Below are 25,828 nucleotides of genomic sequence, written 5' to 3' on the forward strand. Positions count from 1 at the left end.
GCCGCACTCAAGTGAAGGGCTGTCATGCGGCCTCCCTAAGCACATCGGCTTGGCGCCATGGGTCATTTGCTTTTGCCAATGCAGCCATCGGCGGTGGGCTGACGCTGTTCCCGCACATGTGCACTTGCTGAGTCTTGGTGAACGGCTTGCCGTCGGCGCCGTGACTGATGATGTAGTCGCCCGGGAAGCCCTGGGCCTTGTACAGCTCAGCCGGTTGCAGCATGCGCAGGCAGATATCGACGATCACATACGGCGTGCCTTTTATGGTCACGGTGACCAATGCCAGACGGTCGCGGGTGGTGATGGTTGGGGCTGGCTCGTCGGCGCCGCTAACGTTCTCTGTTCCGTAGTAGCTGATCAGGAATGCTGCGACGCGCAGGGCACCGGCTTCAACCTCGGGCGAAAGCTGTAGCTCCACCAGCGAGCTCTTGCCGCCACCGCCCGCCGTGATGGTTGGCGCGGGCTCGTCCACGGCCTGGCCGACACTGGCGCCGAACTGGCGCTCGAGGAATGCCGTCATTAACCCGTGGTGCGTGCCGCCTGCACTGATGGTGTGCAGTGGGTCACTCAGGTCACGGGCATCGCAGTTGCCGCGCAGGTGCACGAGGTTGGCGGTGACCAGTTGCTGTTGGCTGCCGGTGTTAGTGACTGTGGTCATCGGGTCTTCAATGCTTTTGGCTGCTGTTGTGTTGAAACCGCCATTCATCTGGGCCATGAATACCGTGGAAACCCCCATCGCGTGGGCAGCACCGGCGGGGCGCTTATAGTTGCCGCCGCTGGTGATGGTGGGTAAGGGCTCGTCCAGGGCTTTGCCTTCATCGGCAAACCTGAATTTGACCAAGTGTGCTGACGCTATCGAGTGACCACCACTCGCTGTGACTGTTGCAAGTGGATCGCATGTAGATCTACTTCCATCCCCCCATCGCTTAACCCCGCCCGGCCTGCCTTCGCCGTGAGCCGCGGCAACCATGACCGGGCTAACAACCGAGAACGCGCCGCCTTTCGGGTAGGAGGTGATGGTGCGCAGCGGATCGTCTGCCGACTGCACTGTTTCCCCGGACCAGTTCGCGATCGGCACAATGAACGGCGCAGGATTGTTGATGACGAACTTCATCATGCCCTTGGCGATTCGGCGCAGCGTTGCTTCGGCAAGAGGCTTTGGGCGGCCAAAAATGCTTTTGCTCGGCACCGTCCAATCAATGCACTCGGCGGCGGTGCGCCACTTCTGTTGGCCTTTGCCGGGCTTCTTGGCGTGCGTTGGCTCAGGCCACACGATCGGCTGGCCATCACAGCGGGCAATCATAAACAGGCGCTCGCGGCTGGTCGGGGCTCCGAAGTCGCAGGCCTTGATCACCTTCCATTCCACGACGTAACCCATGCCTTCCAGCAAGGCCACGAATCTGCGCCAGGTGCTGCCGCGCCGCTTCGGGTCGGGCACCAAGAATTGGTTGTCGACCGGAACCCGTTCGCCGGGATCGGCCACCCGATTGGCCGTTTTGCCCTTGCTGGTTGGATGCGGAACCTGATCCAGCGTCATCACACGGCCAGTGGCCTTGTCACGCTTGGCGACCAGACGGCCCCATTGCAGGATTTGCTTCACGTTCTCCAGGCTGATCACCCTGGGCCGCTTCATGCCTGCCCACTTGAGGCCGATCCACGACAGGTTGCGAATCTCGCGCTTGCGCGGCTGGCCACCGGCCGCCTGGCTGTGGTGCGTGCAGTCCGGCGACATATGGAACCAACCCACGGCCCGGCCACCGCACTCGGTATCTGGATCACCTTCGAACACGTCGGTGGTAAAGTGCTTCGCACCCGGGTGGTTCACGGTGTGCATACTGATCGCTTGCTGGCTGTGGTTCTTCGCCACGCTCACCGTACGGCCCAAGCCCATTTCCAGTCCGGTACCGGCGCCGCCACCGCCGCAGAAGAAGTCGACAACGATCTCATCGTCTTGCGGGTTAAAGCCAAGGCCGTATTGGGTTTTGAAATCGAAGGGGTGTTTTTTAAATGAGGTCATGAGTTGACCTTCTTACTATCTACTTTATTGAAAAGTGCTGTGATCAGGTTTTGAGTTTGCATGTGCTGTGTTTCTCGGTAAAGCCCGCCGCCGGAATAGCTGGTGAGAGGTCGCGGCGGGCTGGTGTGCGAGTTGTAAGTCCCTGGGCGGCAGGGATCACCGGTGAATCAAGCCGCTTCCTTTGTTGCTTGAGCATCGAGGTAGGCGGCTAGGTCGTGCAGGTAAACAACTTTTGTTCCCTTCGCGGAGCTGCCAAGCCGAGTCACTTTCAGTTCGATTCGCTTTGCGCTTATTAGGCGAAGCAGGTAGCGATCACTGGCGATGTGGGAAAAGTAGCGTTCGCGAATGGCGGACAGGGTTGGGCATGGTGTTGCCCATTCTTTGCGCAACTGATCGATGGTGTTGCTCACTGTGAATCCTCCCCACACCCCTCCGATTGGGGCACCAACTTGAGGCGAATGAGCTCTGCGAGCCCCTCTTTGCTTTTGCCCTTGGCGGCTGCCAATACGTTGCCGTTGGCGTCAGCAACAACGGCGCCGTATGGATATTCCGGGCAATTGATGGGTGTCACATAGGCGATCTGTTCATCAGCGATCACGGCGTCAACGCAGCGGAATACTTCGGCCAGCTCGACCGACACGCAGGGCAATGCCTCCAGTAGCGCAACAGCTTCGGCTGAAGCGCCAATCAGTGTGGCGCGGCTGATCACCGTCGGATGATTCAGGAACATCGGCACCAGTTTTAGGGCGCCTACAGCGGAGTTGATTGCGTTCTGCTTCATGCTGCGGCGTCCTTCTTGGTGATGGTGATGGTGATGTTCAGCTTCTTGGCGATCCACTCAACGCCCGTTTCCTTCACCATCACGACGGCGTAGTGCACGGGCTTACCAATAGTGGGGTTCCAGCGCACGCGTGCGTCCGAGAACAAGTAGCCTCGTTCACGATGTGCGCTGGCCAGATCGCCGGATGAGTTGATCACGCCGAGTTCCCGCAGCCTGGTGCGAAAGGCGCGGGGCTTGAGTCCGAGCAAAGCGGCGGTTTGATCCAGGGTGCGGTTCATTGGTCGGGCCTCAGGCTGGGATCTGTTCGAGTTGTTGCGGCCGTTCGCGAATCATGAGGTACACCTCATCAAGCGCACGCAAGAACTCCTCAACCGTGCCGTTGTTGTCCACCAGTAGGTCATTCACGTTGCCCGCTATGCCCTTTTCGCTGGCGTGCGGATTCACGGATTGCGCATCTGCCCGCCAAATGTGAATGATCGTGCCGCCGCTTCGGCGGATGAAGTCTGCTTCGTTATCAAAGCGGACATCGCTGACAACGAATCCGGTCACCGCTCCAAGGCTTTTGGTCATGTAGTTGAGGTTTTGCTCCGCGAGCTTCACCCAGACATCCTGATGCACTGTATTACGTGCCCATTCGGTGCCCATCGACTGCATGAGTTGCCGTGGCGAGTGGTCAAGCCAAGCCAAGGGCTGTTCCTTGCGGTCGCCTTCAAAGTCGGTGGGATCGAGGTTGAAAATCGCCATGAGGCCGTCGCGGAGTGGATCAGCGAAGGCGTAGTGTTCAAGCAGGTATGTGCCCGTCAGGTGTTCGGCTGCGGTGGTCTTGCCAGTGCGGGCGCGGCCTGTAAGGCCAATAAGAAGAGGCTTCACGCTGCATCGCCTCCCCACGGTTTTTTATCGTCAGGAGTGGCGGTTGCAGTTGTGATAGCTGGAGTTGCGCAGCCTGGATGAGTTATGGCCAAAAGGCCCGTGGTGCGCTGGAAGTGTGCAACTACTTCGGGATTGGTTGTCGCTGTGGGGTGGAGATAGACCGGGCATCGAGGGTTGCTGTGCTGTGTGGTTTGCATGGCATGCGCTCTGTGGTGAGGAGAGTGATAGCCAATGAAAACGCATTGTTGTTTTTATGTCAACACGTAAGGTTTTATTTTAAAAGGTTGCTCGCTACGATGAGCGCGATCACAGCGACGGCGAAAAGTTTCCAGAAGAGTTTTGTAGATTCCTTAGTGGTTGATTTTTCTTTGGTGGCTGGGTGGTCATAGAATTTTGCTATGACTACAGGTATGGGGCCTGAAGTGTATTCAAGAATTTTTTTAACTTCTGCCGTGTATCTAACGCCGCTATCTAAAAATGGTGCAACATATTTAGCATCATCCTCGGGAACATATCCAATCCAGTCTCCATACTTGGTTAGTACTTTTGTTGCAAATTTACTATGTGTATTGTTCGGCTCTCTTTCGAGAATAATTTCATCACCTTCGAATACGTCCTCGGTAATTGTGTTTGATCGATTTCCGCGACGCGTTCCTGCTACCATGAAGTCGGCTTTAGCTATTGGTGCGTTCGTTTTGTGCTCTTTGCGAGCTTGAAGTGCTACTGCGTTAAGGCTTGGTTCTTTGTCTTTGTTGTGCTCTGTTAGCTCCAGTTTTCGCCTAATTGATGTTGCATAGTGCCTCTCGGTTCGGGGGAGAACTTTTTCTATGGCTAGTGCGATGTCTTTACGCTTGCTATCAGTTATCACACCGTCAGCTGGTATGTCTCTTAGAGTTTCTGAAAGGTATTTTGCTGCTGGTAGTTCGCAGTCGGCTTGCTCAAGCCAGAGGTGTATTGCGTGTATTTCTTCGTCTTCAATAATCCCATCTGCAGTAATTGACTGGCAGATGCTAAGTAGTTCTATCCCTGCAGAGGTCTCTAGTTGTTTTTTTGTAAGGGATGTTCGCTGGGATTTAACTGAAGTCATTAAGTATTCCTACAGTGGGCCGCCATGCCATACGACCCTGGCGATTATTTCAAGACTCTCGATTTCTTTTTCGTTTATTGGTTGGTCTGGGTAGGTGCGCTTGTCGTCGTTGTCGCTACGGATAATCCAGCCGCCAGTAATACCGCGAATTATTCTTTTGATTATCAGCTCGCCCTCGTAACGTCTAATTAAATAGATTCGGCCGTCGTGGGGTTCGATTTGGCTTTCATCAACTAAAACGTCATCTCCGTCGCTAATAGTGGGCTCCATGCTTTGTCCGCGAGCATAGATAGCATGAAGATTCTGTTCTCGTAACGACATGCGTGCTAGCCAATCTCGCTTGAAAACTAGGTTTCCTTTAATGAATACGTGATCATTCCAATAGCCATTGCCTGCCGCTCCTTGGGCGCTGTATTGGGGAATAAACGCGTAGTCTGCGGCGTTCGGTATTATCTCGTGAGGTGATGGACCTGAAGTAGAGTCGGTGTTGCCCTCTATTAGGTTCATAAGCGACACGCCGAGCGCAGATGCTAGAAGGCGTAAATCAGCAATGTTTGGCTCGCGAATGTCTCTTTCATAATTTCCGATACGAGCTTGGCCTTTGTCCCAGCCGCAAAGATCGGCCAGGCCTTGTTGAGATAGTTTTTTCTGTCGCCTTAAGCGGGCGATGCGCGTGCCTAGAGTTTCCATGGTCTGAAAATATCACGATCTGTTTAGGGTTGTGACAACTAAGCGTGTTGCAATAAAAACAAATCGTTGTTATTTTGTTTGGAGAACGATCTGGAGGCTGCTTAGATGAACAGAATTTCAAGCTTTCGTGAAAAAGGCGGGATTTCGCAGACGGCCTTAGCAGGTGCGCTCGGGTGGTCCCAAGGCCGGCTCAGCAACTATGAATCTGGACGGCGGATTCCTAGCCTCAAAGATAGCCGAGCAATAGCTGTGACTCTTAACGCTCTGGGTGTCGTTTGTACGCTCGATGACGTATTTCCGGTCGAGATAGAGCTAATCAAAGCAGCTTGAGTCGCCAGGCTGGACCCCCTCACCACAAGGTTTGTCCAGCCTGGCTACGACGATACACAGCACATGCACATCGGTCGTGGTCGTAGGATAGGGCGTGCCCGTTTCTATTGCTAGACCGTAAAAGGGGTATTTACGGTTATGCATCGCAAAGAACAATCACCGGCCACCGCGCCGGTTCTTTCACTTCGCAAGTCGATCTATCGCGCAGCACATGATTACCACGGCGGTGTCACCGCTTTGGCGATCGATATGGTGATGGACTACGACAGCCTGCAAAAGAAAGTTAAGCATGACTTCGAGCAGCGCTGGCTTGATCCAGATGAGCTGGAAGAGGTTATACGCCTGACGGCCAACCCTTTATTGCTTGATGCCTTGATGCGACCTGCTGGCATGGTCTGGTACAAGCCGGAAGCGGCGGCGCCGACTAAAGAGGCTTTGCTTGCAGTCAGCAAGGTGTTGCACCGCACGGGCCTCTTTGTCTCCAGCATGCACGAAGGTGCTGCTGACAACATTTGGGAGCCGCATGAGGTTGAATGCCTTGAGAAGCATGGCGCCGATGTGATCCGCGCTGTTCTTGGCATCATGGCGGGTGCTCGCCAAGCGATGGAGGATCATCTAAATGGATGATATCGATCGTGCCAACGACCAGGCGCAATATTTACTCGATATGGCGCTTCAGCGCGCCCGTCGCGTGGCCTCTAACCGCCCAAGCGCAGAGTTTTGCGAGGATTGTGACGACCCTATCCCGTTGCTTCGTCAGCAGACGATTGAGGGGGTTGTGACCTGCGTCCATTGTCAGGGGTTGCGGGAGGCTCGGAGATGAGCGGCGATAAAATCCCACTCCAAGTTCACGAACTGCCAAACCTCCTTCAGTACATCTCGCCAGACCAGCGTGACACGTGGGTCGAGGTTGGCATGGGTCTGAAATCTGAGTTCGGGCAGGAGGGTTATGGCCCTTGGAACAACTGGAGCCAGAGCAGCAAGAGTTATGACGGCAAGGCGGCTTTGTCCGTCTGGAAGTCGTTCAAGAAGGCCGGCACCGGAATGGGCACGGTGTTAAAACTGGCCCTTGATGCGGGTTGGAAGCCCGACAAAACCGAAATGACTGCCGAGGAAAAGAAGCGGTTTGCGGCAGAAGCTGAGCTGCGGCGCAAACAGCGTCAGGCGGAGGTCGAGGCTGACGAAGCTTTACTCGAGGAAATGCGTGGGCTGGTGGCGGACGGCTGTTTGCGAATCTGGAACGAGCATTGTCAGTCGGAGGGGCGTAGCCCGTACCTGGACCGTAAGCAGGTTGGCGCATTCGGTGTCGGGTTCTTCAGCACTACGGTCATTCTGTCTATTGATGATCGCAACAAGCGCTGTCAGGTGTGGGCCGGCAGTAATGCCATGCAGTTTTTCAACGGCTTGCCAAAGCCCCGGCCCGACTACCTGAGTTTTCTGGTGTTCAAGCCGGGCAGTATTGCGATCCCGCTTCGTGATGCCGCTGGCAAGTTATGGAGCCTGCAATCGATCAATGGGCAGGGGACCAAACTGTTTCCAAAGTACGGGCGCAAGTCCGGGTGCTTCCATGTGCTGGGGTCGGTCGATTCGCCGACGGTGGTTAGTGAGGCCGAGGGATACGCGACGGCCGCAAGTGTTCACATGGCCAGCGGATGGCCCGTAGCAATGGCGGTTGATTCCGGCAACCTGGTGAACGTCGCCCGGATTCTGCGTGAGATGCACCCTGAAGCTTCGATCGTCATCGCAGGAGATGATGACCCGACTGCACCTGGTAATCCCGGACGGACCAAAGCGACTGCCGCAGCCCTTGAGGTCGGCGGCGTTGCGGCGTTCCCGTATTTTGGGGAGGTTGCTTGATGGCCAAGGACTGGAACGATTTGCAAATCGAGCAAGGGCTTGATGTTGTGCGCACCCAGCTTAATGCAGCGGCTGCTTCTGCTGTCCCTGTTCAGTTGGAAGACCTTCCCCGTTCCCCATCTCTGGAAGAGCCCGCCGAAAACGGCGCTCCGGCTCCAGAGGGGGGCGGGGGGAACGGCTGGACGGCGGAACGGATCTTCACGCGGTTTGCGTTGGTCGAGGGCAAGACGGCGATCTTCGACACGTTCAAACGGGTGATCATCAAGAAGTCCGCTTTCGAAATGCTGGTGACGAAACCGCTTGCGAAGGAATGGCTTGATCTTCCAGTGAAAAAGGTGATCGCCGATGATATGGCCGAGCGCCTGGCGAATAAGGCCAAGGCCGAGGCGAAGTTCAAACAGGTCAGCGGGGAGGGCATGCCTCCGGTTGAGCGCTATGTCTATATCGACGGGACGAAGGACACGTGGGATGTGCAGAAGCGCCGACGCGTTCCGGAGGGCGCGTTGAAGATGTCGCTGGGCGATGCGTACGGTATGTGGTTGAACAGTCCTGACCGCCGCACTGTGGATATGGAGCACATCGTTTTCGACCCTCGCATGACGAAAGACCCTGAGGTCTACATCAACACCTTTGAAGGGCTGCCCTTGGTGCCCGACAGCGCCCGCGACAAGTGCAAGACCTTGCAGTGGATCATCACTTTTCTGTGCAACGGTGATCGAGACGCGGCGGACTGGTTGACGAAGTGGCTTGCCTTCCCGTTGCAAAATGTCGGCGCCAAAATGGATACGGCTGTGCTGTTTCACTCGACAGAGGAAGGCAGCGGCAAGAGTCTTCTATTCAGTGACATCATGGGCCGGATCTATGGTAACTGCGGTGCAACGGTTGGCCAGGCACAGCTTGAGTCGAACTGGACGGTTTGGCAGTCGAACAAGTTGTACGGTGTGTTTGAAGAGGTTGTCAGTCGGGATCAGCGATACAATCAGGTCGGCAAGATCAAACACATGGTCACTGGTAAGACGGTTCGGATGGAGTCCAAATTCGTAAATGGTTGGGAGGAAGCCAACCATATGAACGCGGTGTTCTTGTCGAACGAAATTATGCCATGGCCGATCGGGGAGAAGGATCGGCGGATGTTGGTTATGTGGCCCAAGGATCCATTACCCGAGGCCGAACAAAAGAAGGTCAAGCACGAGCTGGCCAATGGTGGTGTCGAGGCGCTTTATGACTACCTGCTGAGCTATCCGCTCGGTGACTTCGATGAGCGCACTAAACCGCCGAATACGGCAGCGCGTCAGCGTCTGGTAGAGCTGAGTATGGCGAGTTGGCAGACGTTCTTGCGGGAATGGCGATACGGAATGCTTGGTGCTCCGTTTACGGTGTGCGTGAGCAGTGACCTTTATGCGTTGTTTCTGGAGTGGTGCCATCGCAACAAGGAACACACGCTGAGCCACACGAAGTTCAGCGGCTTCATTTCGACCCAGGTCGATAAGGTGCCCCGGGTGCCTTGGATGGAAGGCGCACGCCGGTCATTCGGTACGTTCTTCTTTCCGTGGTCCGGTGTAGAACGGGCGCCTTCCCCGGCCCCATCCTTGACCGCAGCTGCGCTGGGAACGGCGGTTGCCACATGGCGAGAGCAGGCCAAGGCCAGCGGCTGGAGCGTGGATAGCTGGGAACACGTCAAGTTCGCTGACCGGGGGAGTGTGGCCGCATGATGACCAGAAGTGTGTCAGGTGTGTTCCCTGTGTTTCAGGTTGAATTGCGAAACCTGACACAGCTACAGCCCACGGTTTTCGAGGGTTTCCGTACCCGTGTGTCAGGTGTGTCAGGTTTTACCCGCGTGCAGGCGTGCGCACGCGCAGAAACAATGACACTTCATCAACGTTTAATTCGTTTTTTCATGCGTGAAGAAAAACCCAACACACCTGACACACCTGACACAGTAGTTTTAAAGCAATGTTTTATAAGGGATTTTGGTGTGTTGGGTTTGTGTCAGGTTGAAGGTTTTCTGTGTCGGGTTCGGTTTTTCGGGGGGAAGGAACGATGATCGAGGAAATTGAAGAGCTCATGCAGCACTGGGGCAATCAGTTCAACCTGGTTGGTGAGGGCGGCGGTCTGGGCAGCCCGATGGCGACGATCATCGAGTGGGGCGGTTCTGCCCCTCGGGGTACGCCGGGATCTCGCGACTTGATGATGGCGGCAGGTGGCGGCATGGATCACGCGGCACTGGAAGTTGCGGCAGCTCTGGCCCAGCTTGAGCGCCAGTCCGAAAAGGGGGCGTTGTTGGTGACCCTGGCGCGCAATCGCTACCTGCCTCGGCCTTCGTTGTCGGTTCGGTCGCAGTTGCCCTATCTAGGACTCGGGGAAGACGCCGACCGGACGTACAGGAACTGGGTCCATGCGCTGCACCAGCAGGTGCTGGTGATATTGACGGTACGCACTGCGCCAATGCGTGATCGCAATCGGCGCGTCAGATCGCCGGCGACTGATCTGGTGCGTGCTTCTCAAGTGGCAAGGATTAGATCCTTCTGACCGTTCGTCGTCGTGCTTTGTCGTGTTGAGGTCAGATCGCGGTCACATTCGTGTCGTTTGCTGACCTACCGAAAATCACCTCTTTTCGGTTTTTCCGGAGACAGGTAAAAAGTCACCACGATATGCGATTTGCGCCTGAATCGCGGACTGAGCACGTGCTGTGCAGCTTCACCCGGTTCTCCCCGAGCCGGTCACCTAACCCCGCTTCGGCGGGGTTTTTATTATCGGCCCGATGGGTGTCTGCAAGGAGAATCAGCATGAGCGAGCCGGCAACTGTTGTCGTGGCCGGTGGTGTGGGACTGGCGGCTACCGGTCTGTTGGCGGGCGTGGACATGCTCGCGGTGATCGGCGCACTGGCTGGGTCTCTGGTGTTCTTCACCACTACTGAGGAATTGCCGGTCTGGAAGCGTGTTCTCTTCCTGCTGGTGTCTTTCGTGATGGGTTACATGTTCGCCCCTGGCATGGCCGAGGTTGAGTTGTTCGGCACCAGGCCTTTCAAGTACACCGGGCCGGCAGCGTTCGGTGCGTCGGTTGTGGTTGTCACCGTCGCGCTGGCCGTCATCAAGCGACGCGGCCTCATTGCGGAACAGCAAGGGAGGCAGGATGGATAGTCAACTGATGCCGCAAGTACTCACTCAGGCTACGTTCTGGCTGTGCGTGGCGCTGTTCGTTCGCCTGTTCACTTTCCGCCGGCGCGGTGCCCGGTTCCGACGGAGCATGAGTTGTCTTGCCTGGGTGGTGATGGTCGCGGCGGGATCCGCAGTGGTGTACATCGGCAAGGGGCAGTTGGTCATGCCGCCGAACTCTTGGCCGCTAGTGATCGTGCTGGCGGTGTTCGTTGGGTCGGTGTGCCAGAGCAACGGCAATCTGGCCCGTGTCTGGAAGATGGGTTGATGGGCAAGGTATCTGATGACCGACGCGGCAGCAGCACCGAACGGGGCTACGGGTACAAGTGGCAAAAGTCACGCGATGCGCACCTGCGGGCGAATCCGTACTGCACGATGTGTTCGAGTGATCTGCGCCCGGTGGCAGCAACAATCGTTGACCACAAGGTCGCACCCAAGCTGAAGGACGCCAAGGACAGCGGCGATCCGGTGCGCATCAAGGCAGCATGGAAGCTGTTCTGGAACCCAAAGAACTGGGCGAGCCTGTGCAAGTTCTGCCACGACTCGACAAAGCAACGGATGGAGAAGACGGGCCGGCTTCCTGGCTGCGGGGCTGACGGTCGACCGACCGACCCCGGTCACCACTGGAACCGGTGACCGTTGGGCTTAGCGCCGTTAGTATTTTTTTAAGCGAGTATTTTTCTAAGCCCAAAAATACGAGAAAGGCTGTAGCCAAAAAAATTGACCACCCAGGGGCAGGGGGGGTGAAAAACTTTTTTTGGACATCGTTCTAGACCGCTCGCCCCCCTCTCTTCGCAAAGTCGGGAAAAATGAGGGAGGGGGGGTATCAATAGGCAGGGGTATTTATGGCCGGAAACGGAAACTCGGGTCGCCCTGGCAAACCAGCGGCGCTCAAACTTTTACAGGGCAATCGAGGTCGGGAAAACGTGGGCGACTTGTTGGCTGAAGTCGCTTCGCCTGGTTTCCCGGTTGAAGCCCCGCCGATGCCGGATGTGCTGTCGGCTGAAGCCATTGCTGAGTGGGAGCAGTTGACTCCCGCACTGATCGCCCTGGGCCTCGTTTCAAATCTGGATTCCATGGCGCTGGCGACGTATTGCCAGGCTTTTGCGGATTGGCGTCGTTACCAACGACTGATCGCCCAGCGCAATGCGGCATCCGATGATGAGTTGGGTGGCGATATTCAAACATTCAAAACCGGCGCGCAGCAAATGCACGTCCTGCGCCAACTGGCGAATGACGCCGAAAAACGCGCTAACGCGGCAGGTGCCCAGTTTGGTTTATCGCCGATGGCTCGGCGCAACCTGAAAACGTTGCCGCAAGGTCAAGGTGAGCTGTTCCCACATGAGCAACGAGACGCCGCAAACAAATACTTCAGTTGATGACCGGGTTGCCAGCTTTGCCCACGCGGTGCTGGCTGGGGAAATTGTCGCCGGTCCCAACGTTCGTAACTCCTGCAAGCGACATCTACGGGATGTGGAGCACGGCCAGGCCCGTGGCCTGATCTGGGTTCAAGAGTTGGCAGATCGGGCAATAGGATTTTTTGAAGACGTGCTGTGCCTCAACGGCGGCGAGTATGAGGGCAAGCCCTTTCTGTTGGCCCCGTGGCAAGCGTTTGTGGTGGGCAGCCTGTTTGGCTGGATGACCGAGGACGGCTTTCGCCGTTTTCGTCTTGCTTACATTGAGACGGGCAAGGGGTCCGGCAAAAGTCCGCTGGTGGGCGGCATCGGTCTGTACGGGCTGGTTTCCGATGGCGAGCAACGCGCCGAGGTGTACGCCGCTGCGACCAAACGCGATCAGGCCATGATCCTGTTCCGTGATGCGGTGTCGATGGTGAACATGTCGCCGTTGCTGTCCAAGCGTTTGCTTCAGTCGGGCCGCGACGAAAAAGTCTGGAACCTGTTCTACCCCAACACCAATTCGTTCTTTCGTCCGATCAGTGCCGACGAAGGCCAGTCCGGCCCGCGTCCGCACATCGGCCTGCTGGATGAGCTGCACGAACACAAGACCGCCACCACCGTAAACATGATGCGCGCCGGTACCAAGAACCGCCGCAAAGCCATGGTGGTGATGATCACTAACAGCGGCTCTGACAAAAAGACGGTCTGCGGTCAGTACCACGACCTGGGTGTGCGGATCTGCGCGGGCATTGAGGATGACGACAGTTTCTTCGCGTTCATCTGCTCGCTGGATGAGGGCGACGACCCGTTCAAGGACGAAGCCTGCTGGCCCAAGGTCAATCCTTCGCTGGATTACATCGTCGAAGGGCAAACCGATGGCATCCCCGGTCGCAAGTATCTGCGTGAGCAGGTCCAGGCGGCCCGAGGGTTGCCCGCGCAGGAGTCGGTAGTGCGCCGTCTTAACTTCTGCGAGTGGACGCAAGCCGATGCGCCGTGGATTTCTTGGGGCGTCTGGAAGCAGGCCGAAGAACGCGTGCCCATGCGGCTACTGCGTAACCGGCGATGTGTTGGCGGGCTCGACCTTGCCAGCACCACGGACTTGACTGCGTTCGTTCTGATCTTCTGGCCCGCCCCACACGATCCGCACTGGCGGCTGCTGCCGTACTTCTGGATTCCAGACGATGACCTGCAGGGGCGTGAAGACCGCGACAAGGTGCCCTACGCCATGTGGGTCAAGCAGGGGCACCTTGAAACCACTCCGGGCCGGGCGATCAGCAAGCTGCATGTGCTGCGTCGGCTGGTCACTATCTGTGCGTACTTCGATGTCGAGCGCATCGCCTATGACCGGTGGCGCATTGAAGACCTGCTGCAGCTGATGTCTGAGTACGACATTGCACTGCCGGAAATGGTGGGCTTCGGCCAAGGCTATAAGGACATGGGGCCTGCGGTGGATGAGTTTGAGCGCCGCCTGCTGGGCTTGGCGCCCGAGCAGGAAGCCATCGATCTTGACCCCTCTGAATGGGAGGTCGTCGACAGTGAAACCGTCGAAACCCTGCGTCACGACGGCAACCCGGTCATGACCTGGTGCGCCGGTAACGCGGTGATCGTTTCGGACCCGGCCAACAACCGTAAGGCCGACAAGGCCAAGGCGACGGGCCGGATTGACGGCATCGTCGCCTCCATCATGGCCGTTGGGATCAGCAGCAAAGCTGCCGGCCCGACGGGTAAATCTATCTACGACGAAGGGGCAGGTATATGAAATTGGTCATCGTTTCATGGTTGGCCGGTCTGCTGGGCTTCGGTCTGCTGGTGGGCGGCGTCGCCATGATCAGTTCGCCGGTTGCCTGCATCGTCGCAGGCGTTGGCTTAATGGCCTGGGCATTCCTGGCAGATCGCGCAGCCGCTGTGTTGAAAACCAAACCCAAACCCCAAGGAGGCTGAGCATGTTCTTTTCAAGCGTGCTCGGCGAGGGGCGTGGGAATCTGACAGAGGGCAACAGCGGTTTTTGGCGTGGCCTTCTGGGCGGTGGCCGCAACAGTTCGGGGGTGAAGGTCACGCCTGAGTCAGCGCTGGGTCTGCCGATCCTGCAGAACTGCATCACGCTGCTGGCCGAAACCATGGGCCAGCTACCGTGCGAGATGTACCGCCGAATGGACAAGGGCCAGCGGGAAGCTGCCATAAATCACCCTGCATATGACGTGCTGCGGTACCAGCCGAACGGGTTTCAGACGCCGTATGAATACCTGGAGTGCACCCAAGGCGCTGCAGGCTTACGTGGCAACGCTTACAGCTTCATTGATCGTCGGGACGATGGAAACGTCGTGGCCCTGTGGCCGTTGAGTAACGACAAGGTGCAGGTGCTGAGGGGCGGGGACATGCTGCCCTATTACCGGATCAGCGGCGGTGAAGCGGTACCAATGCGCATGATTCACCACGTGCGCTGGTTCAGTACCAACCATTACGTAGGGTTGTCGCCCATCGAGGTACACGCTGAATCGTTGGGCCTGGCTCAGGCAGTACGCCAATACACCGGCAAAAGCTTTGCCAACGGCGTGACTGTTTCCGGCGTGATCGAGCGGCCACGTGAAGCCCCGGCGATCAAGGATCAGGGCAGCATCGACAAGATTGTCGATCAGTGGGGGCAAAAGTTTGGCGGCATGGACAACGCCAAAAAGGTTGCCCTGCTGCAAGAGGGTATGACCTTCAAGCCCGTCTCTATGAACAACGTCGATGCTGAGGTGCTGGGCATCCTCAAAACCACCGGTACCGACATTGCCCGGATCTACAAGATACCGCTGCCGATGGTCAACGACTTGGAAAAGTCGAACTACAACACCCTTGAGCAGTTGATGATTCAGTTCGTGGTGTTCGCCCTGTTGCCCTGGGTCAAGCGTCATGAGCAGTCGATGATGCGCGACTTCCTGTTGCCCGCTGACCGGCGCGAATACTTCATTGAGTTCAACTTGTCCGGCCTGTTGCGCGGTGACCAAAAGAGCCGCTATGAGGCCTACGCCATTGGGCGCCAGTGGGGTTGGCTCAGCGTCAACGACATCCGCCGGTTGGAGAACATGCCCCCGGTACCGGGCGGCGATATTTACCTGCAACCGCTGAACATGGTGGACGCAGGCAAGGGCGCCGCTGACTTGAGCAACCCCAACGTGCGAGCGCAACTCGAACTGCAGCACGCTGAATTAGAGAGGATTCTCGCGCAATGAAAAACTACCTGCGAGCCTCCAGCCTGCTGTTCAATCAGCCGCTGTTGGTGACGCCTGACATGTTGGACCTGGGCGTTCGCTGGGCCAATCAGGCAATGAGCTTGAACATCGTCAACATTGGCAGCCAGGGTGCTGCGAAGTTGTGGTCGGACGATGAAGTTGACCGAGTCGCCCTGCGTGAGGAAGAGCGTCGGACGGCCATCGCACGCACGGGCATCGAGGTGATTCCGGTCAGCGGCGTGTTAGTCAGCCGTGGCAGCCACGTCAGCATGTGCGAAACCATGACCAGCTACGAAACGCTACGGGCTCAGATTAGCAACGCTGTTGCTGATCCGATGGTCGAGCGCATCGTGTTGGACATCGACAGCCCAGGCGGCTCCGCTGTTGGCGCGTTTGAATTGGCGGCGGACATTCGCGCCATGGCCCAGCAGAAGCCCATCACCGGCATCGTCAACTTCATGGCCTACAGCGGCGGCTACTTGATCGGCGCCGCGTGCAGCGAGCTGGTGGTGAGCCAGACCAGTGGGGTCGGATCAATCGGCGTCATCGCCAGTCACATGGACCGCTCCAAGATGGAGGAGGGCATGGGTGTCAAGGTGACCACTGTGTTTGCTGGTGCCCACAAAAACGACCTCAGCCCTCACGAGCCGTTGAGCGACCAGTCGCTCAAGTACCTGAACGACGTGGTGCAGGAAAGCTATCAACTGTTCGTCAACGCGATTGCGGAGTATCGCGGGCTATCGGTGCAGCAGGTCATCGCCACCGAAGCTGGCTTGTATCGAGGCCAGGCCGGTATCGCTGCAGGCCTGGCAGATCGGATGCAAAGCCCGCAACAGGCGGTTGATGACCTCTCAAACTCGGTGGCATTGAGCCGAAGCAACCGGCAGCAAGGCCGCCTTGCGGTGCGTGCCGCAGCACTGAATTTTCAAACCCAGATCTGACCGCGTTCGCGGCAGTCTTCGATGCCCGCCTTGTGCGGGTTTTTTTATGCCCAGGAGGCAGCATGTCCCTTGTACTTCAACTGCGTAGCGAACGCGCCAAGATCAACACCACGCTTCAAGCGCTGGCCAAACTTGAGGCCGATGGCGAGGCGCTGTCCGCCGAGCAACTGTCTCAGTTCACCGCCCTGGAAGCTGAGTTCAACGCACTGACTGACAAAATCAGTCGCGCGGAACAGGCCGAGCGAATGGCGGCAGCCAGTGCGGTCCCGGTCAACGAGTCGGCACAAGGACGCACCGGCCCTCCACCCGGCCATATTTCCGGATCTGGCCCAGTTGAGGCTCCGGGCGTGCGCATGGCACAGATGGTACGCTTGCTAGCTGCTGCTGGAGGCAATCAGCAGCAAGCCGCCCAGATGGCGCAGCAAGGTGGTTTCTCTACTGATGTTGCCATGGCGTTGAGCACCGTGACGCCGGGTGCGGGCGGCGTGCTGGTCCCTCAAAACTTTGCAACCGAGATCATTGAGGCTCTGCGCCCGATGTCGGTTGTGCGCAAGATGGGTACCCGTAGCTTGCCCCTGAACAACGGCAACCTGACCATGCCGCGTATCACCGGCAACACGGTGGTGACCTATATCGGTACCGAAACCGATATCCCGATTACCGGCATGACTTTCGCCGATACAAAGCTGTCCGCGAAAAAAGCGGCCGCGATTGTGCCGATCTCGAACGACTTGATCGCCACGGCGGGCATTAGCCCGCGCATCGATGACATCGTTGTCAGCGATTTGGCGGTGTCGATGGGGCTGTCTGAGGATCTGCACTTTATCCGCGCCGACGGTTCGGGCTCGCTGCCCAAGGGCATGCGCTACTGGGCGCAGGCGTTCAACGTGTTGCCAGCTCCCAGCACGGCTGGCATTACCCTGGAAAAGATCGACCTGTTTTGCGGCGGCATGATGCTTCGCATCGAAACGGCCAACGTGATGATGAAGGACTGCGGCTGGTTGATGCATCCGCGCGTGTTCCGCTGGTTGCAGTCGCTGCGTGATGGCAACGGCAACAAAGCCTATCCGGAAATCGAACAGGGCATGTTCAAGGGCTACCCGGTGGGCCTGAGCAATCAGATCCCGGTGAACCTCGGCGCCGATGGCAATGAAACCGAATTCTACTTCGTCAACTTCGCCGACATGATGATCGGCGAAGACATGGACCTGACGATCTCGTTCAGCAGCGAGGCGGCTTACAAAGACGCTGAAGGCAACATGGTCAGTGCCTTCCAGCGCGATCAGACGCTGGTCAAGGTCATCGCCAAACACGACTTTGGCCCACGCCACGTTGAAAGCATTGTCGTCGCTGTCGCCGTCAAGTGGGGCGCTGGCATGTAATCCCTTTGCCCCGCCTCGGCGGGGCTTTGCATATTTGAGGTTCACGTGATGAGCGACAAAATTGTTGTGCGTTTTTTGAAAGCCTGGCGCGGTTACTCGGCTGATGAGCTGGCCGGGTTCGATCCTGATGTTGTCGAAGGGCTGAAAGCCAAGGGCTTCGCTGAAGTCTATGAGGGGGCGGGTGGGGCGACATCCAGACAGCGGGCAAGTAAGCCAGCGGCCTCGAAACCCCGCGCCGCGAAGCCCAGTGGCAAGCCTGATGAAAGCGGTGAGGGTGGTTCTGACGATGTTGATGCTGGTGGTGCTGAAAACGGCGAAGGCACTGACGGCGCCGACGGTGGTGGAGCTGCTGACGAAAGCACCGAAAATACCGATGACGAAGCGAAGCCTTAAATCGTGGCCCGTCGAATCGAGTACCTTGGCGATCCGGTATTAACCCTGGCACAGGTGGCTTTCCAGTGCCGGGTTGAGCCCGAAGACATGGAGCCCGTGTTAATCGAGCAGATCGTAATCCCAGGCGTCACCGGGCAATGCGAGTCGAAGACGGGCGCGGCGATCCGGGCTGCGCTGTACGAAGAAGACTGGCCCGCGACCTTCGCGTCTGGTCACGCCCTGGACGTGGGGCAGGCCACGGAAATCGTCTCGATCATGTCCCAACTGCCCGATGGCACATGGGCGGCGCAGCCTGCACCGTTCGAGCTGCAGCAGGGCCAGCGGGAAAGCTACCTGTTCTTTCCGGGTGGTCGCCCCGTTGGGCCGTTGCGGGTTCGCTATAAGGCCGGCCTCGATCTTGATCTGAACCCCGGTGTGCGCAACTGGCTGTTAATGGCGGCTGCGACGATCTACCGGCACCCGGAAATGTTCCTAGTGGGGCAGACCTTGGCCGAGTTGCCATCGGCATTCCTCGATCACCTGGTGGCCGATGTCACCGTACCGCCGAGGTTTTAACAATGGCCATGCGCGAACCGAGTGCGGGGGAACTCAACCGGCGTATCACTTTGCGGTTGAGAACCGATATCCCGGCGCTGGATCAGGGGCTGGATTCTCTGTTCACCGATCAGAAAAGACGCTGGGCAAAGATTGAGCCGGTCGGTACCGCTGTGTACGCGAACGGTGTGCAGACCGACATGAAAGTCACCCACCGGGTGACGTTCTACTACCTCAAAGGCATGAGCGAGTCCCACGAAGTGCTGCACGGCACCACGATTTATCGCGTGCGCCGGGTTGCGGACATGAACGGCAATCGTCGGTTTACCTTGCTTGAGGTTGAGGAACTCGGCCCCGAGCAACCCAGGGGAAGTATTTATGGCTAACTCAGCATCGATTGAGAGCTACTTGCACTTTGAAGGCTATGACAGCCTGCCGCGAGACATCTTCGACAAGAAGAAAATACGGGCGGGCATGCGCAAAGCTGGGCGGCTGGTCATGCAACGGGCGCAGATGAATCTGGCGCTTGCGCGGGGCGCAGATGGCTATCCAGTCAACCGCACCGGGGCGACGTTAGAGTCGATTTCTTTCAAGGTGTCGCGATCAGGGTTCTTGGTCAAAGTGGCTCCGCGCAAGACCAGTGCCATGCCAGAGTTTTACCCGGCCTACCTGCACTATGGGGTCAAAGTGGGCCGACGACTTGGCAAGCTAGCTCCTGGAAAGGGTAGAGGTAAGTCTAACCGTCGGCGTGCCGGGGATCGGGCTGCGGCTCTTGCTGTTCGTGCAGCAGGTGAATGGCGTATCAAGCCTCGTGACAACTACATGGCCGATGCCTTGCAGGATTCTAAATCAGAAGTTCAGGCCATTCTCTCGGCGGCGTTCGCTGCGGCTTTAAGCTGATCAATCCAGCAATTGCTGGCCCTTATCTTTCTGGATCAACGATGAAAATCAGTCAAATCGTTGCGCATCTGCGCACGTATTGTCCTGCCTTTTCTGGTCGCGTGTCGGCTGGTATCGACTGGGATGCTGTGGCCAGCAGTGCCAAGTTGAGCCACCCATCGGCCTACGTCATTGCAGCTGGTGATGACGCGGGTCAGAACGATCTGCAAAACGGTGTGCGTCAAAACATCACCGACTTGTTCGATGTGGTCTTGGTGCTCGATAGCACGGATGAGCGCGGCCAGGAGGCCGCTGATTTATTGCATGACCTGCGGGCAGAGCTATGGAAGGCACTAGTGGGCTGGCAGCCTGGCACTGAGTACGACCCGGTCGAGTACGGGGGTGGCAGCTTGGTGTTTATCAACCGGGCGCGCGTTGTTTACCGCTTCAGTTTTGAAGCGGAGTTTCAATTAGGGCGCAACAACAAAGCTGACCCGCCAGAGACTTGGCATGAGCTGGATTTGGACGGCTTGCCTCACCTGGAGGGGGTCGATATGGCTTACGACTTTATCGATCCCCTGAACGATAAAAACCTTTCCGAGAGCGGCCCTGACGGTCGTATCGAATTTCAAACGCGCGAGGATCTACCCCAGTGACGCGACTCCATGTGAAGCCGGCCGAAGGTCGGGCCGCCCCTGACCCGGGCAACAACTACGCGTTGTTGCCCGCTGAGGGCGGGTTGGTGCCGGACAATGCCTATTGGCAGCGTCGGCTAAAGGATCAAGACGTGATCAAGGTCGAAGCCCCGGATGAGCCGGCGCCGGTCGTGGTCGAAACCAAGGCCGTGAAAGGGGCAAAGGCGAATGAACTTTAACAACATCCCCAGTGATATTCGGGTGCCGCTGTTTTATGCCGAGGTTGATAACAGCCAAGCCAACAGCGCCACTTCGACCATGCCGCGCTTGATCGTGGCGCAGGTTAACGATGATTCGACCGCCGCCGAGGTGGGTAAGCTGACCCTTGTATCGAGCCTGGGGCTTGCTATCGGCATTGGTGGCCCCGGCTCAATGCTTGCGCAGATGTACGAGACATGGCGGCGCATTGATCCGGCGGGTGAGGTCTGGTGTTTGCCGGTCAAGGGCACGGGCACCAAGGCATCCGGTACGGTCACAATCACCGGCGCCGCGACGGAATCCGGCCTTCTGAACCTGTATGTAGGCGGTGTCCGCGTGCGTGCGGTGGTGGCCAGCGGCGCGGCCTTGGCAGAGGTGGCCAAGTCACTGGCAGCGGCGGTTAACGCGGCGAGCCTTCCGGTAACCGCGACCAGCGCGGAGGGCGTAGTAACCTTGACGTGCAAGTGGTCAGGCGAGAGCGGCAATGACATTGCATTGCAGTTGAACCGCCTCGGGCGCAACAATGGCGAATCGACCCCGGCGGGCTTAACCGTGGCGCTGTCGGCGATGGCCAAGGGCGCCGGTTCGCCAGAAGTGGCCGACCTGCTGGCCAGTCTGGGGGATGAACCCTTTGAGTTCATTTGCTCGCCGTGGACTGACGCCACGTCGCTCAATGCCTGGCAGGAGTTCATGGGCGACTCTGCGGGCCGCTGGAGCTGGGCCAAACAGCTTTATGGCCATCTGTACGCCGCCAAGCGCGGCACGGTCGGGCAGTTGGTGGCATTTGGTGTTACGCGTAACGACCAGCATGCCACTATTCACGGCTTTGAGCCGGGTTGCCCTGATCCGTTCTGGCGTGTGGCAGCGGCTTACGCGGCGCGCACGGCAGTATTTATTTCTGCTGATCCAGCCCGACCAACCCAAACCGGCGAACTGACAGGCATTGCACCGGCCCCGGCAGGCGAGCGCTTCACGCTCACTGAGCGTCAATCGCTGCTGACGCATGGCATTGCTACGGCCTCATTTAGCGGCGGCGTCCAGCGCATCGAACGCGGTATTACGAGCTATCAGCGTAACGCGTTCGATCAGCCCGATGATTCATACCTTGACAGTGAGTCACTGCACCAGTCGGCCTACGTGATCAGCTACCTAAAGTCGGTCATTACCAGCAAGTACGGGCGGCACAAGCTGGCCAACGATGGCACGCGCTTCGGCGCCGGTCAGGCCATCGTGACGCCGAACGTGATCCGCGGCGAAATGATCGCCAGTTATTACGCGCTGGAGCGCTTGGGCATCGTCGAAAACGCGGACGCCTTCGCCCAGTACCTGATTGTCGAACGTTCGGCGACCAACCCTAATCGGTTGGACGTGCTGTTCCCGCCTGACCTGGTAAACCAATTGCGAGTGTTCGCGCTGCAGTATCAATTCCGGCTGCAGTACGCAGTCTGATTTAACAAACGTCCAAAGCCCGCCAAGTGCGGGCTTTTTTGTGGGAGATCGCAATGGGCAAGAAAGTAGCCGGCACCGTCTACGTCAAGATTGACGGCGGCCAAGCGACCGTTACCGGGGGCGTTGAATGTCCGCTGAGTGACGTCAAGCGCGAAACCGTGGCCCCGGGTTTTTTCAAAGAAGAAGACCTGCCGGCATATGTAAAGTTGACGTGTGTGAATGACCCTGATTTGCCTAAAAAACAAATCATGTCTGCGACCAACTCGACGGTCACCGTTGAGTACGGCAATGGTGATGTTTACGTGCTTTCGGGCGCGTATGTAGTGGGCGAGCCGTCCGCAAAGGGCGATGACGGCACGATTGATTTTGAATGGAACGGCACCAAAGGGGTTTGGCAATGAGCGAATACAAACTGAGCGCACCTATCCAGGCGCACGGCGAAGAAGTCCACAGCATCACGTTGCGCCGTCCGACCGTACCGGAATGCCGCGCTATCAAGTCGCTTCCCTATGTCATGGGTAAAGACGATGAAGTAACCCTGAATATTGACGTGTGCGCCAAGTTCATTGCGGTGTGTGGCGCGATTCCGGCCCCCTCGGTTAACCAATTGGACCTGGCCGACCTCAATGCACTGGCCTGGGAGATCGCTGGTTTTTTCTTGACGCCGGCTTCCGGGGCGAAGAAGCCGGAGACGGCACCGGAGACAGTGCCGAGCTAACCCAGCTTGTTGGGCTTGTGTACGACCTTGCATGGTTCTGGAAGGTCGACCCTGAACAGATGATGAGTCGCCCGCTAGACGTGCTGCAAGAGACTTTGCGGCACGCAGAGCGCATTAGTGCGGCCGGCGCGCAGGGGTAGGTATGGCGGATAAGTTTCAGCTTAAGGCGCTCATTACGGGTGTCGACAAGCTATCGCCCACGCTGACCGGCATTCGCAAGCGTGTTGCCGGTTTTCGTAAGCAGATGGAAAGTTCAGGTCTTGGCAATATCGGCTTTGCCGACATTGTGAAGGGTGGTGCCTTTGCAGCCCCGTTCATTACGGGCGTGCAGGAAGCCATTAAGTTTGAATCGGCAATGGCGGATGTGAGGAAGGTCGTCAACTTCGACACGCCAGAACAGTTCAAGCAGATGGGCGATGACGTGCGCAAGATGTCTGAGGCGCTACCGATGAGCGCCGAGGGCATCGCCAAAATTGTTGCGGCGGGCGGTCAAGCCTCCATCCCGCGTGCTGAACTGAAGGCGTTTGCAGAAGACGCGGTAAAGATGGGTATTGCCTTCGACCAGACTGCCGAGCAGTCCGGCGAAATGATGGCCAAGTGGCGAACCTCGTTCAAGTTGACGCAGCCCGAAGTGGTCGCGTTGGCGGACAAGATCAACTACTTGAGCAACACGGGCCCGGCCAGCGCTCAGCAAATTTCGGACATTGTGACGCGCATTGGCCCCTTGGGTGAGATCGCGGGCCTGGCCTCTGGTCAGATCGCGGCGATGGGTGCGACCTTGGCGGGCGTGGGCGTGCCAAGCGAAGTGGCGGCAACCGGCATGAAGAACTTCATGCTGGCCTTAACGAAAGGATCTGCGGCTACGAAGGCGCAAAAGGATGCCTTTAAATCGCTCCGACTTGATACCAAAAAGCTGGCCGAGGGTATGCAGAAAGATGCCCAGGGCACGATGCTGGATGTACTCAAGTCTATATCTGATGTCGACAAAACAAAGCAGGCAGGGATTCTGACGCAGATTTTCGGCACAGAGTCGGTGACGGCAATTTCCCCGATGTTGACCAACCTTGATCTGTTGAGACGCAACTTCAAAAACGCCGGGGATGAAGCTCAATACACGGGCTCAATGCAGTCTGAGTACACGTCACGGGCAGCGACTACGGCTAACGCCATCCAGTTGCTAACTAACCGGCTTGTAAGTGCCGGTATCTCATTAGGCAACATTTTCTTGCCGCCACTGAACGAGGCCATTGCAACCCTTGGCCCGATGATCAGCATGGTGGGTGATCTGGCCGCTGCTAACCCTTGGTTGGTTAAAGGGCTGTTGGGTGCTGCCATTGGGTTTAGCGTGCTACGCCTGGCTGTCATGGCGGCTACGGTGGCCACCAAAATATTCAGTTCGGTCGTTGGCATGAGCCCAGTGGGCTTAATTGTGCGCGGCATTGCGCTGGCAGCGGGCTTGCTGATTGCCAACTGGTCGTCTGTTGCGCCTTACTTTGCGGCGGTCTGGGAGCGTATTGGCGGGCCACTGACAGCCCTGTGGGAGTTGTTCAAAACCTTTGTTTCCTACACACCGCTGGGCCAGATTATCGCCAACTGGGATCCGATCGTTACGTGGTTCAAAAGCATGTACGAGCGGATCAAGCCTTACCTTGAGCCGCTGATGCAGATGGGTGAGTGGGTCGGTGGAAAGCTGGGGATTGTGACCACGGGCGGGGCCGGCGGTAATGGCTCAAGTCCGTTGGTCAACTACAGCGGCGCCGCAATGGGGCCTAGTCCTTTGGTGTCTGCCGGTGGGCAATCCCCTGGGCAATCGTTGCTGATGCAGGCTCAAGCCAATACCAAGACGCAGCTTGAAGGGGGAATGGTCATGCGCTTTGAAAATGCGCCGCCGGGCTTTCGGGTTGATCCTGGTACCAGTAATCAGCCAGGGCTTTCGATCACGCCGAAGGTCGGCTATCGCTCGCTTGGAGGGGCAAATCAATGAGTGAGTGGCGTGACAGGATGCAAGGCGCCTCCTTTCGGGGGGTGCCGTTCTGGCTGGACGGCGACAGTGTGAACGTGGGCCGCCGCACGCAAGTGCATGAATATCCCCAGCGGGATCAGCCCTACGTGGAGGATCTTGGGCGGCGCACGCGGGAGTACAAATTCTCGGGTTTTGTAGCGGGGGATGATTGCCTTGCGCAGCGTGACAAGCTGCTGACAGCGCTGGACACGCCCGGACCGGGGGAGTTGGTACACCCTTGGTTTGGGCGGATGACGGTTACGGCCGGCGATTGTGAGGTGTCCCACGCGCGCAATGAAATGGGCGTGGTGCGCTTTAGCATGGCGTTCATCGACGGCATGCTGGCCTTCCCGGTTCAGTCGGCCAATACCCGGCGCTTGCTGGCAGAACAGGCGCCGGGCTTGCTGGACTCGATCAAAAGCCGGTACGCCGAGGCAATGAGCAAGGTCGATTTGGTTCGGCAGCGCGTGAGCGCTGTGCGGGCTGCGGTGGCCAGCGTTCATGCCTTTGCGATTGGCTTTCTCAAGCCCTTTACAACCTTGGCGGCTGATCTGGATGCGTTTGTGTATTCCATTATCAACGCCCCGGGCGCGTTTGCGGCCAGCCTGCTTAGTGATATTTCAAGCCTTAAGCGCACGTTCAGCGGCTACGGTGCGAGCGGGTCGTTTAAGGGGGTTAAGGCCAAAGCTTCGGCCTTGTCGTCGCTGCGCGATTCGGCGCCCGTTACGGATAACGAAGAAGTGGCCTTGATCCAAGCGGCGGTGATTGGGCTTATTCAGGATGCCGCGCTCTTGGATTTGCTGCTGGACATGGCCCAAGTCCCTATAGCGGTAAGTGAGGGTGTCAGTGAGCCGGCCGATCTGGACGTGCAACTGGCCCAGCAAGGCGCCACGGTCGAGGCGGGTAGCTCGGTCGAAACGACTGTTCCGGTCGCTGATGACGTTCTGGACGCGCGTGACGCGATCAGTGACGCGTTGTGGTCTGTTGCCGGTGACAGCCAGCCAGAACACTTTGGCGCGCTGAGCGGCGTTCGGCTGGCCCTTGACCGGCACCTGACCGAAGTGGCCCGAAGCGGCATAGGCCTGCGCACCTATGCGCCGATTGAGACTGTTTCGGCGTTGGTGTTGGCTCATGCGCTGTACGGCGATGCGCTGCGCAGCGGCGAAATCGTTACGCGTAACCGCGTGCGTCACCCGGGCTTTGTGCCGGCAACAGAACTTCAAGTAGCGAAGACCTGA

General features: G+C 57.9%; 32 protein-coding genes and 1 pseudogene. 26 read left to right on the forward strand and 7 right to left on the reverse strand.

Going from position 1 to position 25,828, the window contains the following annotated elements; all coding sequences use genetic code 11:
- Positions 1–22: 22 nt before the first annotated feature.
- The 7 genes from AAEZ03_RS11475 to AAEZ03_RS11505 form a co-directional block, all read right to left on the reverse strand.
- Positions 23–2,017: a DNA cytosine methyltransferase gene (locus AAEZ03_RS11475; RefSeq protein WP_350578607.1), complete on the reverse strand. Its 1,995-nt coding sequence runs from the start codon at positions 2,015–2,017 to the stop codon at positions 23–25.
- A gap of 167 nt (positions 2,018–2,184) precedes the next feature.
- On the reverse strand, positions 2,185–2,427 hold the full coding sequence (locus AAEZ03_RS11480; RefSeq protein ID WP_350578610.1) for a pyocin activator PrtN family protein: 243 nt from the start codon (positions 2,425–2,427) through the stop codon (positions 2,185–2,187).
- Positions 2,424–2,798 carry a hypothetical protein gene (locus AAEZ03_RS11485; RefSeq protein ID WP_350578613.1) on the reverse strand — a complete coding sequence of 125 codons (375 nt, stop codon included), beginning with the start codon at positions 2,796–2,798 and terminating at the stop codon, positions 2,424–2,426. Before AAEZ03_RS11485 ends, AAEZ03_RS11480 begins: the two co-directional genes overlap by 4 nt.
- Positions 2,795–3,076: a hypothetical protein gene (locus AAEZ03_RS11490; protein ID WP_350578616.1), complete on the reverse strand. Its 282-nt coding sequence runs from the start codon at positions 3,074–3,076 to the stop codon at positions 2,795–2,797. Before AAEZ03_RS11490 ends, AAEZ03_RS11485 begins: the two co-directional genes overlap by 4 nt.
- A 10-nt stretch (positions 3,077–3,086) precedes the next feature.
- On the reverse strand, positions 3,087–3,668 hold the full coding sequence (locus tag AAEZ03_RS11495) for a deoxynucleotide monophosphate kinase family protein (protein WP_350578619.1): 582 nt from the start codon (positions 3,666–3,668) through the stop codon (positions 3,087–3,089).
- Between the two features lie 271 nt (positions 3,669–3,939).
- Positions 3,940–4,755, reverse strand: coding sequence for an HIRAN domain-containing protein (locus tag AAEZ03_RS11500; RefSeq protein WP_350578622.1), 816 nt, complete (start codon positions 4,753–4,755; stop codon positions 3,940–3,942).
- Positions 4,756–4,764: 9 nt separating this feature from the next.
- Positions 4,765–5,445: an XRE family transcriptional regulator gene (locus AAEZ03_RS11505; protein ID WP_350578625.1), complete on the reverse strand. Its 681-nt coding sequence runs from the start codon at positions 5,443–5,445 to the stop codon at positions 4,765–4,767.
- A gap of 105 nt (positions 5,446–5,550) precedes the next feature.
- Here AAEZ03_RS11505 and AAEZ03_RS11510 point away from each other — a divergent pair, with 105 nt between their 5' ends.
- From AAEZ03_RS11510 to AAEZ03_RS11635, 26 genes and pseudogenes are all read left to right on the forward strand, one after another.
- Positions 5,551–5,775, forward strand: coding sequence for a helix-turn-helix transcriptional regulator (locus tag AAEZ03_RS11510; RefSeq protein ID WP_350578628.1), 225 nt, complete (start codon positions 5,551–5,553; stop codon positions 5,773–5,775).
- A 138-nt stretch (positions 5,776–5,913) separates the two neighbouring features.
- Positions 5,914–6,402, forward strand: a complete 489-nt coding sequence (locus AAEZ03_RS11515; protein ID WP_350578631.1) for a phage regulatory CII family protein — start codon at positions 5,914–5,916, stop codon at positions 6,400–6,402.
- On the forward strand, positions 6,395–6,598 hold the full coding sequence (locus AAEZ03_RS11520) for a TraR/DksA C4-type zinc finger protein (RefSeq protein WP_350578634.1): 204 nt from the start codon (positions 6,395–6,397) through the stop codon (positions 6,596–6,598). Before AAEZ03_RS11515 ends, AAEZ03_RS11520 begins: the two co-directional genes overlap by 8 nt.
- Positions 6,595–7,632, forward strand: a complete 1,038-nt coding sequence (locus AAEZ03_RS11525; protein ID WP_350578637.1) for a PriCT-2 domain-containing protein — start codon at positions 6,595–6,597, stop codon at positions 7,630–7,632. Before AAEZ03_RS11520 ends, AAEZ03_RS11525 begins: the two co-directional genes overlap by 4 nt.
- 38 nt (positions 7,633–7,670) lie before the next feature.
- Positions 7,671–9,344 (forward strand): annotated as a pseudogene (locus tag AAEZ03_RS11530) (DUF5906 domain-containing protein); the annotation flags it as partial.
- A 328-nt stretch (positions 9,345–9,672) separates the two neighbouring features.
- The gene (locus AAEZ03_RS11535) at positions 9,673–10,161 is read left to right on the forward strand and encodes a hypothetical protein (RefSeq protein WP_350578640.1); all 489 of its coding nucleotides are present in this window, start codon (positions 9,673–9,675) and stop codon (positions 10,159–10,161) included.
- A 257-nt stretch (positions 10,162–10,418) separates the two neighbouring features.
- On the forward strand, positions 10,419–10,772 hold the full coding sequence (locus AAEZ03_RS11540; protein WP_350578643.1) for a putative holin: 354 nt from the start codon (positions 10,419–10,421) through the stop codon (positions 10,770–10,772).
- Between the two features lie 7 nt (positions 10,773–10,779).
- Complete coding sequence (locus AAEZ03_RS11545; RefSeq protein ID WP_350578719.1) at positions 10,780–11,055, forward strand: phage holin family protein; 276 nt, start codon at positions 10,780–10,782, stop codon at positions 11,053–11,055.
- Positions 11,055–11,423, forward strand: a complete 369-nt coding sequence (locus tag AAEZ03_RS11550) for an HNH endonuclease (RefSeq protein WP_350578646.1) — start codon at positions 11,055–11,057, stop codon at positions 11,421–11,423. Before AAEZ03_RS11545 ends, AAEZ03_RS11550 begins: the two co-directional genes overlap by 1 nt.
- A gap of 209 nt (positions 11,424–11,632) precedes the next feature.
- Entirely contained in the window at positions 11,633–12,166 is a 534-nt protein-coding gene (locus AAEZ03_RS11555; RefSeq protein WP_350578649.1) for a phage terminase small subunit P27 family, read from the forward strand.
- Positions 12,129–13,943, forward strand: coding sequence for a terminase large subunit (locus AAEZ03_RS11560; protein WP_350578652.1), 1,815 nt, complete (start codon positions 12,129–12,131; stop codon positions 13,941–13,943). Before AAEZ03_RS11555 ends, AAEZ03_RS11560 begins: the two co-directional genes overlap by 38 nt.
- Complete coding sequence (locus tag AAEZ03_RS11565) at positions 13,940–14,125, forward strand: hypothetical protein (protein WP_048391591.1); 186 nt, start codon at positions 13,940–13,942, stop codon at positions 14,123–14,125. Before AAEZ03_RS11560 ends, AAEZ03_RS11565 begins: the two co-directional genes overlap by 4 nt.
- A 2-nt stretch (positions 14,126–14,127) precedes the next feature.
- A complete protein-coding gene (locus AAEZ03_RS11570; protein WP_350578655.1) occupies positions 14,128–15,399 on the forward strand; it encodes a phage portal protein in 1,272 nt (423 codons plus the stop codon).
- A complete protein-coding gene (locus AAEZ03_RS11575) occupies positions 15,396–16,340 on the forward strand; it encodes a S49 family peptidase (RefSeq protein WP_350578658.1) in 945 nt (314 codons plus the stop codon). The genes AAEZ03_RS11570 and AAEZ03_RS11575 overlap by 4 nt, the downstream gene beginning before the upstream one ends.
- A 62-nt stretch (positions 16,341–16,402) precedes the next feature.
- Positions 16,403–17,722, forward strand: coding sequence for a phage major capsid protein (locus tag AAEZ03_RS11580; RefSeq protein WP_350578661.1), 1,320 nt, complete (start codon positions 16,403–16,405; stop codon positions 17,720–17,722).
- A gap of 48 nt (positions 17,723–17,770) precedes the next feature.
- Positions 17,771–18,115, forward strand: a complete 345-nt coding sequence (locus tag AAEZ03_RS11585; protein WP_350578664.1) for a hypothetical protein — start codon at positions 17,771–17,773, stop codon at positions 18,113–18,115.
- A 3-nt stretch (positions 18,116–18,118) separates the two neighbouring features.
- Positions 18,119–18,670, forward strand: a complete 552-nt coding sequence (locus tag AAEZ03_RS11590) for a hypothetical protein (protein WP_350578666.1) — start codon at positions 18,119–18,121, stop codon at positions 18,668–18,670.
- Between the two features lie 2 nt (positions 18,671–18,672).
- Complete coding sequence (locus AAEZ03_RS11595; RefSeq protein WP_350578669.1) at positions 18,673–19,035, forward strand: phage head closure protein; 363 nt, start codon at positions 18,673–18,675, stop codon at positions 19,033–19,035.
- On the forward strand, positions 19,028–19,549 hold the full coding sequence (locus AAEZ03_RS11600; RefSeq protein WP_350578672.1) for a hypothetical protein: 522 nt from the start codon (positions 19,028–19,030) through the stop codon (positions 19,547–19,549). Before AAEZ03_RS11595 ends, AAEZ03_RS11600 begins: the two co-directional genes overlap by 8 nt.
- A gap of 41 nt (positions 19,550–19,590) precedes the next feature.
- Positions 19,591–20,184 carry a phage tail terminator protein gene (locus tag AAEZ03_RS11605; RefSeq protein WP_350578675.1) on the forward strand — a complete coding sequence of 198 codons (594 nt, stop codon included), beginning with the start codon at positions 19,591–19,593 and terminating at the stop codon, positions 20,182–20,184.
- On the forward strand, positions 20,181–20,402 hold the full coding sequence (locus tag AAEZ03_RS11610) for a DUF2635 domain-containing protein (protein ID WP_350578678.1): 222 nt from the start codon (positions 20,181–20,183) through the stop codon (positions 20,400–20,402). The genes AAEZ03_RS11605 and AAEZ03_RS11610 overlap by 4 nt, the downstream gene beginning before the upstream one ends.
- Positions 20,392–21,870: a phage tail sheath subtilisin-like domain-containing protein gene (locus AAEZ03_RS11615; protein ID WP_350578680.1), complete on the forward strand. Its 1,479-nt coding sequence runs from the start codon at positions 20,392–20,394 to the stop codon at positions 21,868–21,870. Before AAEZ03_RS11610 ends, AAEZ03_RS11615 begins: the two co-directional genes overlap by 11 nt.
- Positions 21,871–21,923: 53 nt before the next feature.
- Positions 21,924–22,271, forward strand: a complete 348-nt coding sequence (locus AAEZ03_RS11620; RefSeq protein ID WP_350578682.1) for a phage tail tube protein — start codon at positions 21,924–21,926, stop codon at positions 22,269–22,271.
- Entirely contained in the window at positions 22,268–22,588 is a 321-nt protein-coding gene (locus AAEZ03_RS11625) for a phage tail assembly protein (protein WP_350578684.1), read from the forward strand. The genes AAEZ03_RS11620 and AAEZ03_RS11625 overlap by 4 nt, the downstream gene beginning before the upstream one ends.
- A 142-nt stretch (positions 22,589–22,730) precedes the next feature.
- A complete protein-coding gene (locus AAEZ03_RS11630; RefSeq protein ID WP_350578686.1) occupies positions 22,731–24,572 on the forward strand; it encodes a phage tail tape measure protein in 1,842 nt (613 codons plus the stop codon).
- Positions 24,569–25,828: a DNA circularization protein gene (locus AAEZ03_RS11635; RefSeq protein ID WP_350578688.1), complete on the forward strand. Its 1,260-nt coding sequence runs from the start codon at positions 24,569–24,571 to the stop codon at positions 25,826–25,828. Before AAEZ03_RS11630 ends, AAEZ03_RS11635 begins: the two co-directional genes overlap by 4 nt.

Origin of the sequence: Pseudomonas sp. HY2-MNA-CIBAN-0224, from assembly GCF_040310285.1 — a bacterium.
Classification (GTDB): domain Bacteria; phylum Pseudomonadota; class Gammaproteobacteria; order Pseudomonadales; family Pseudomonadaceae; genus Aquipseudomonas; species Aquipseudomonas helleri.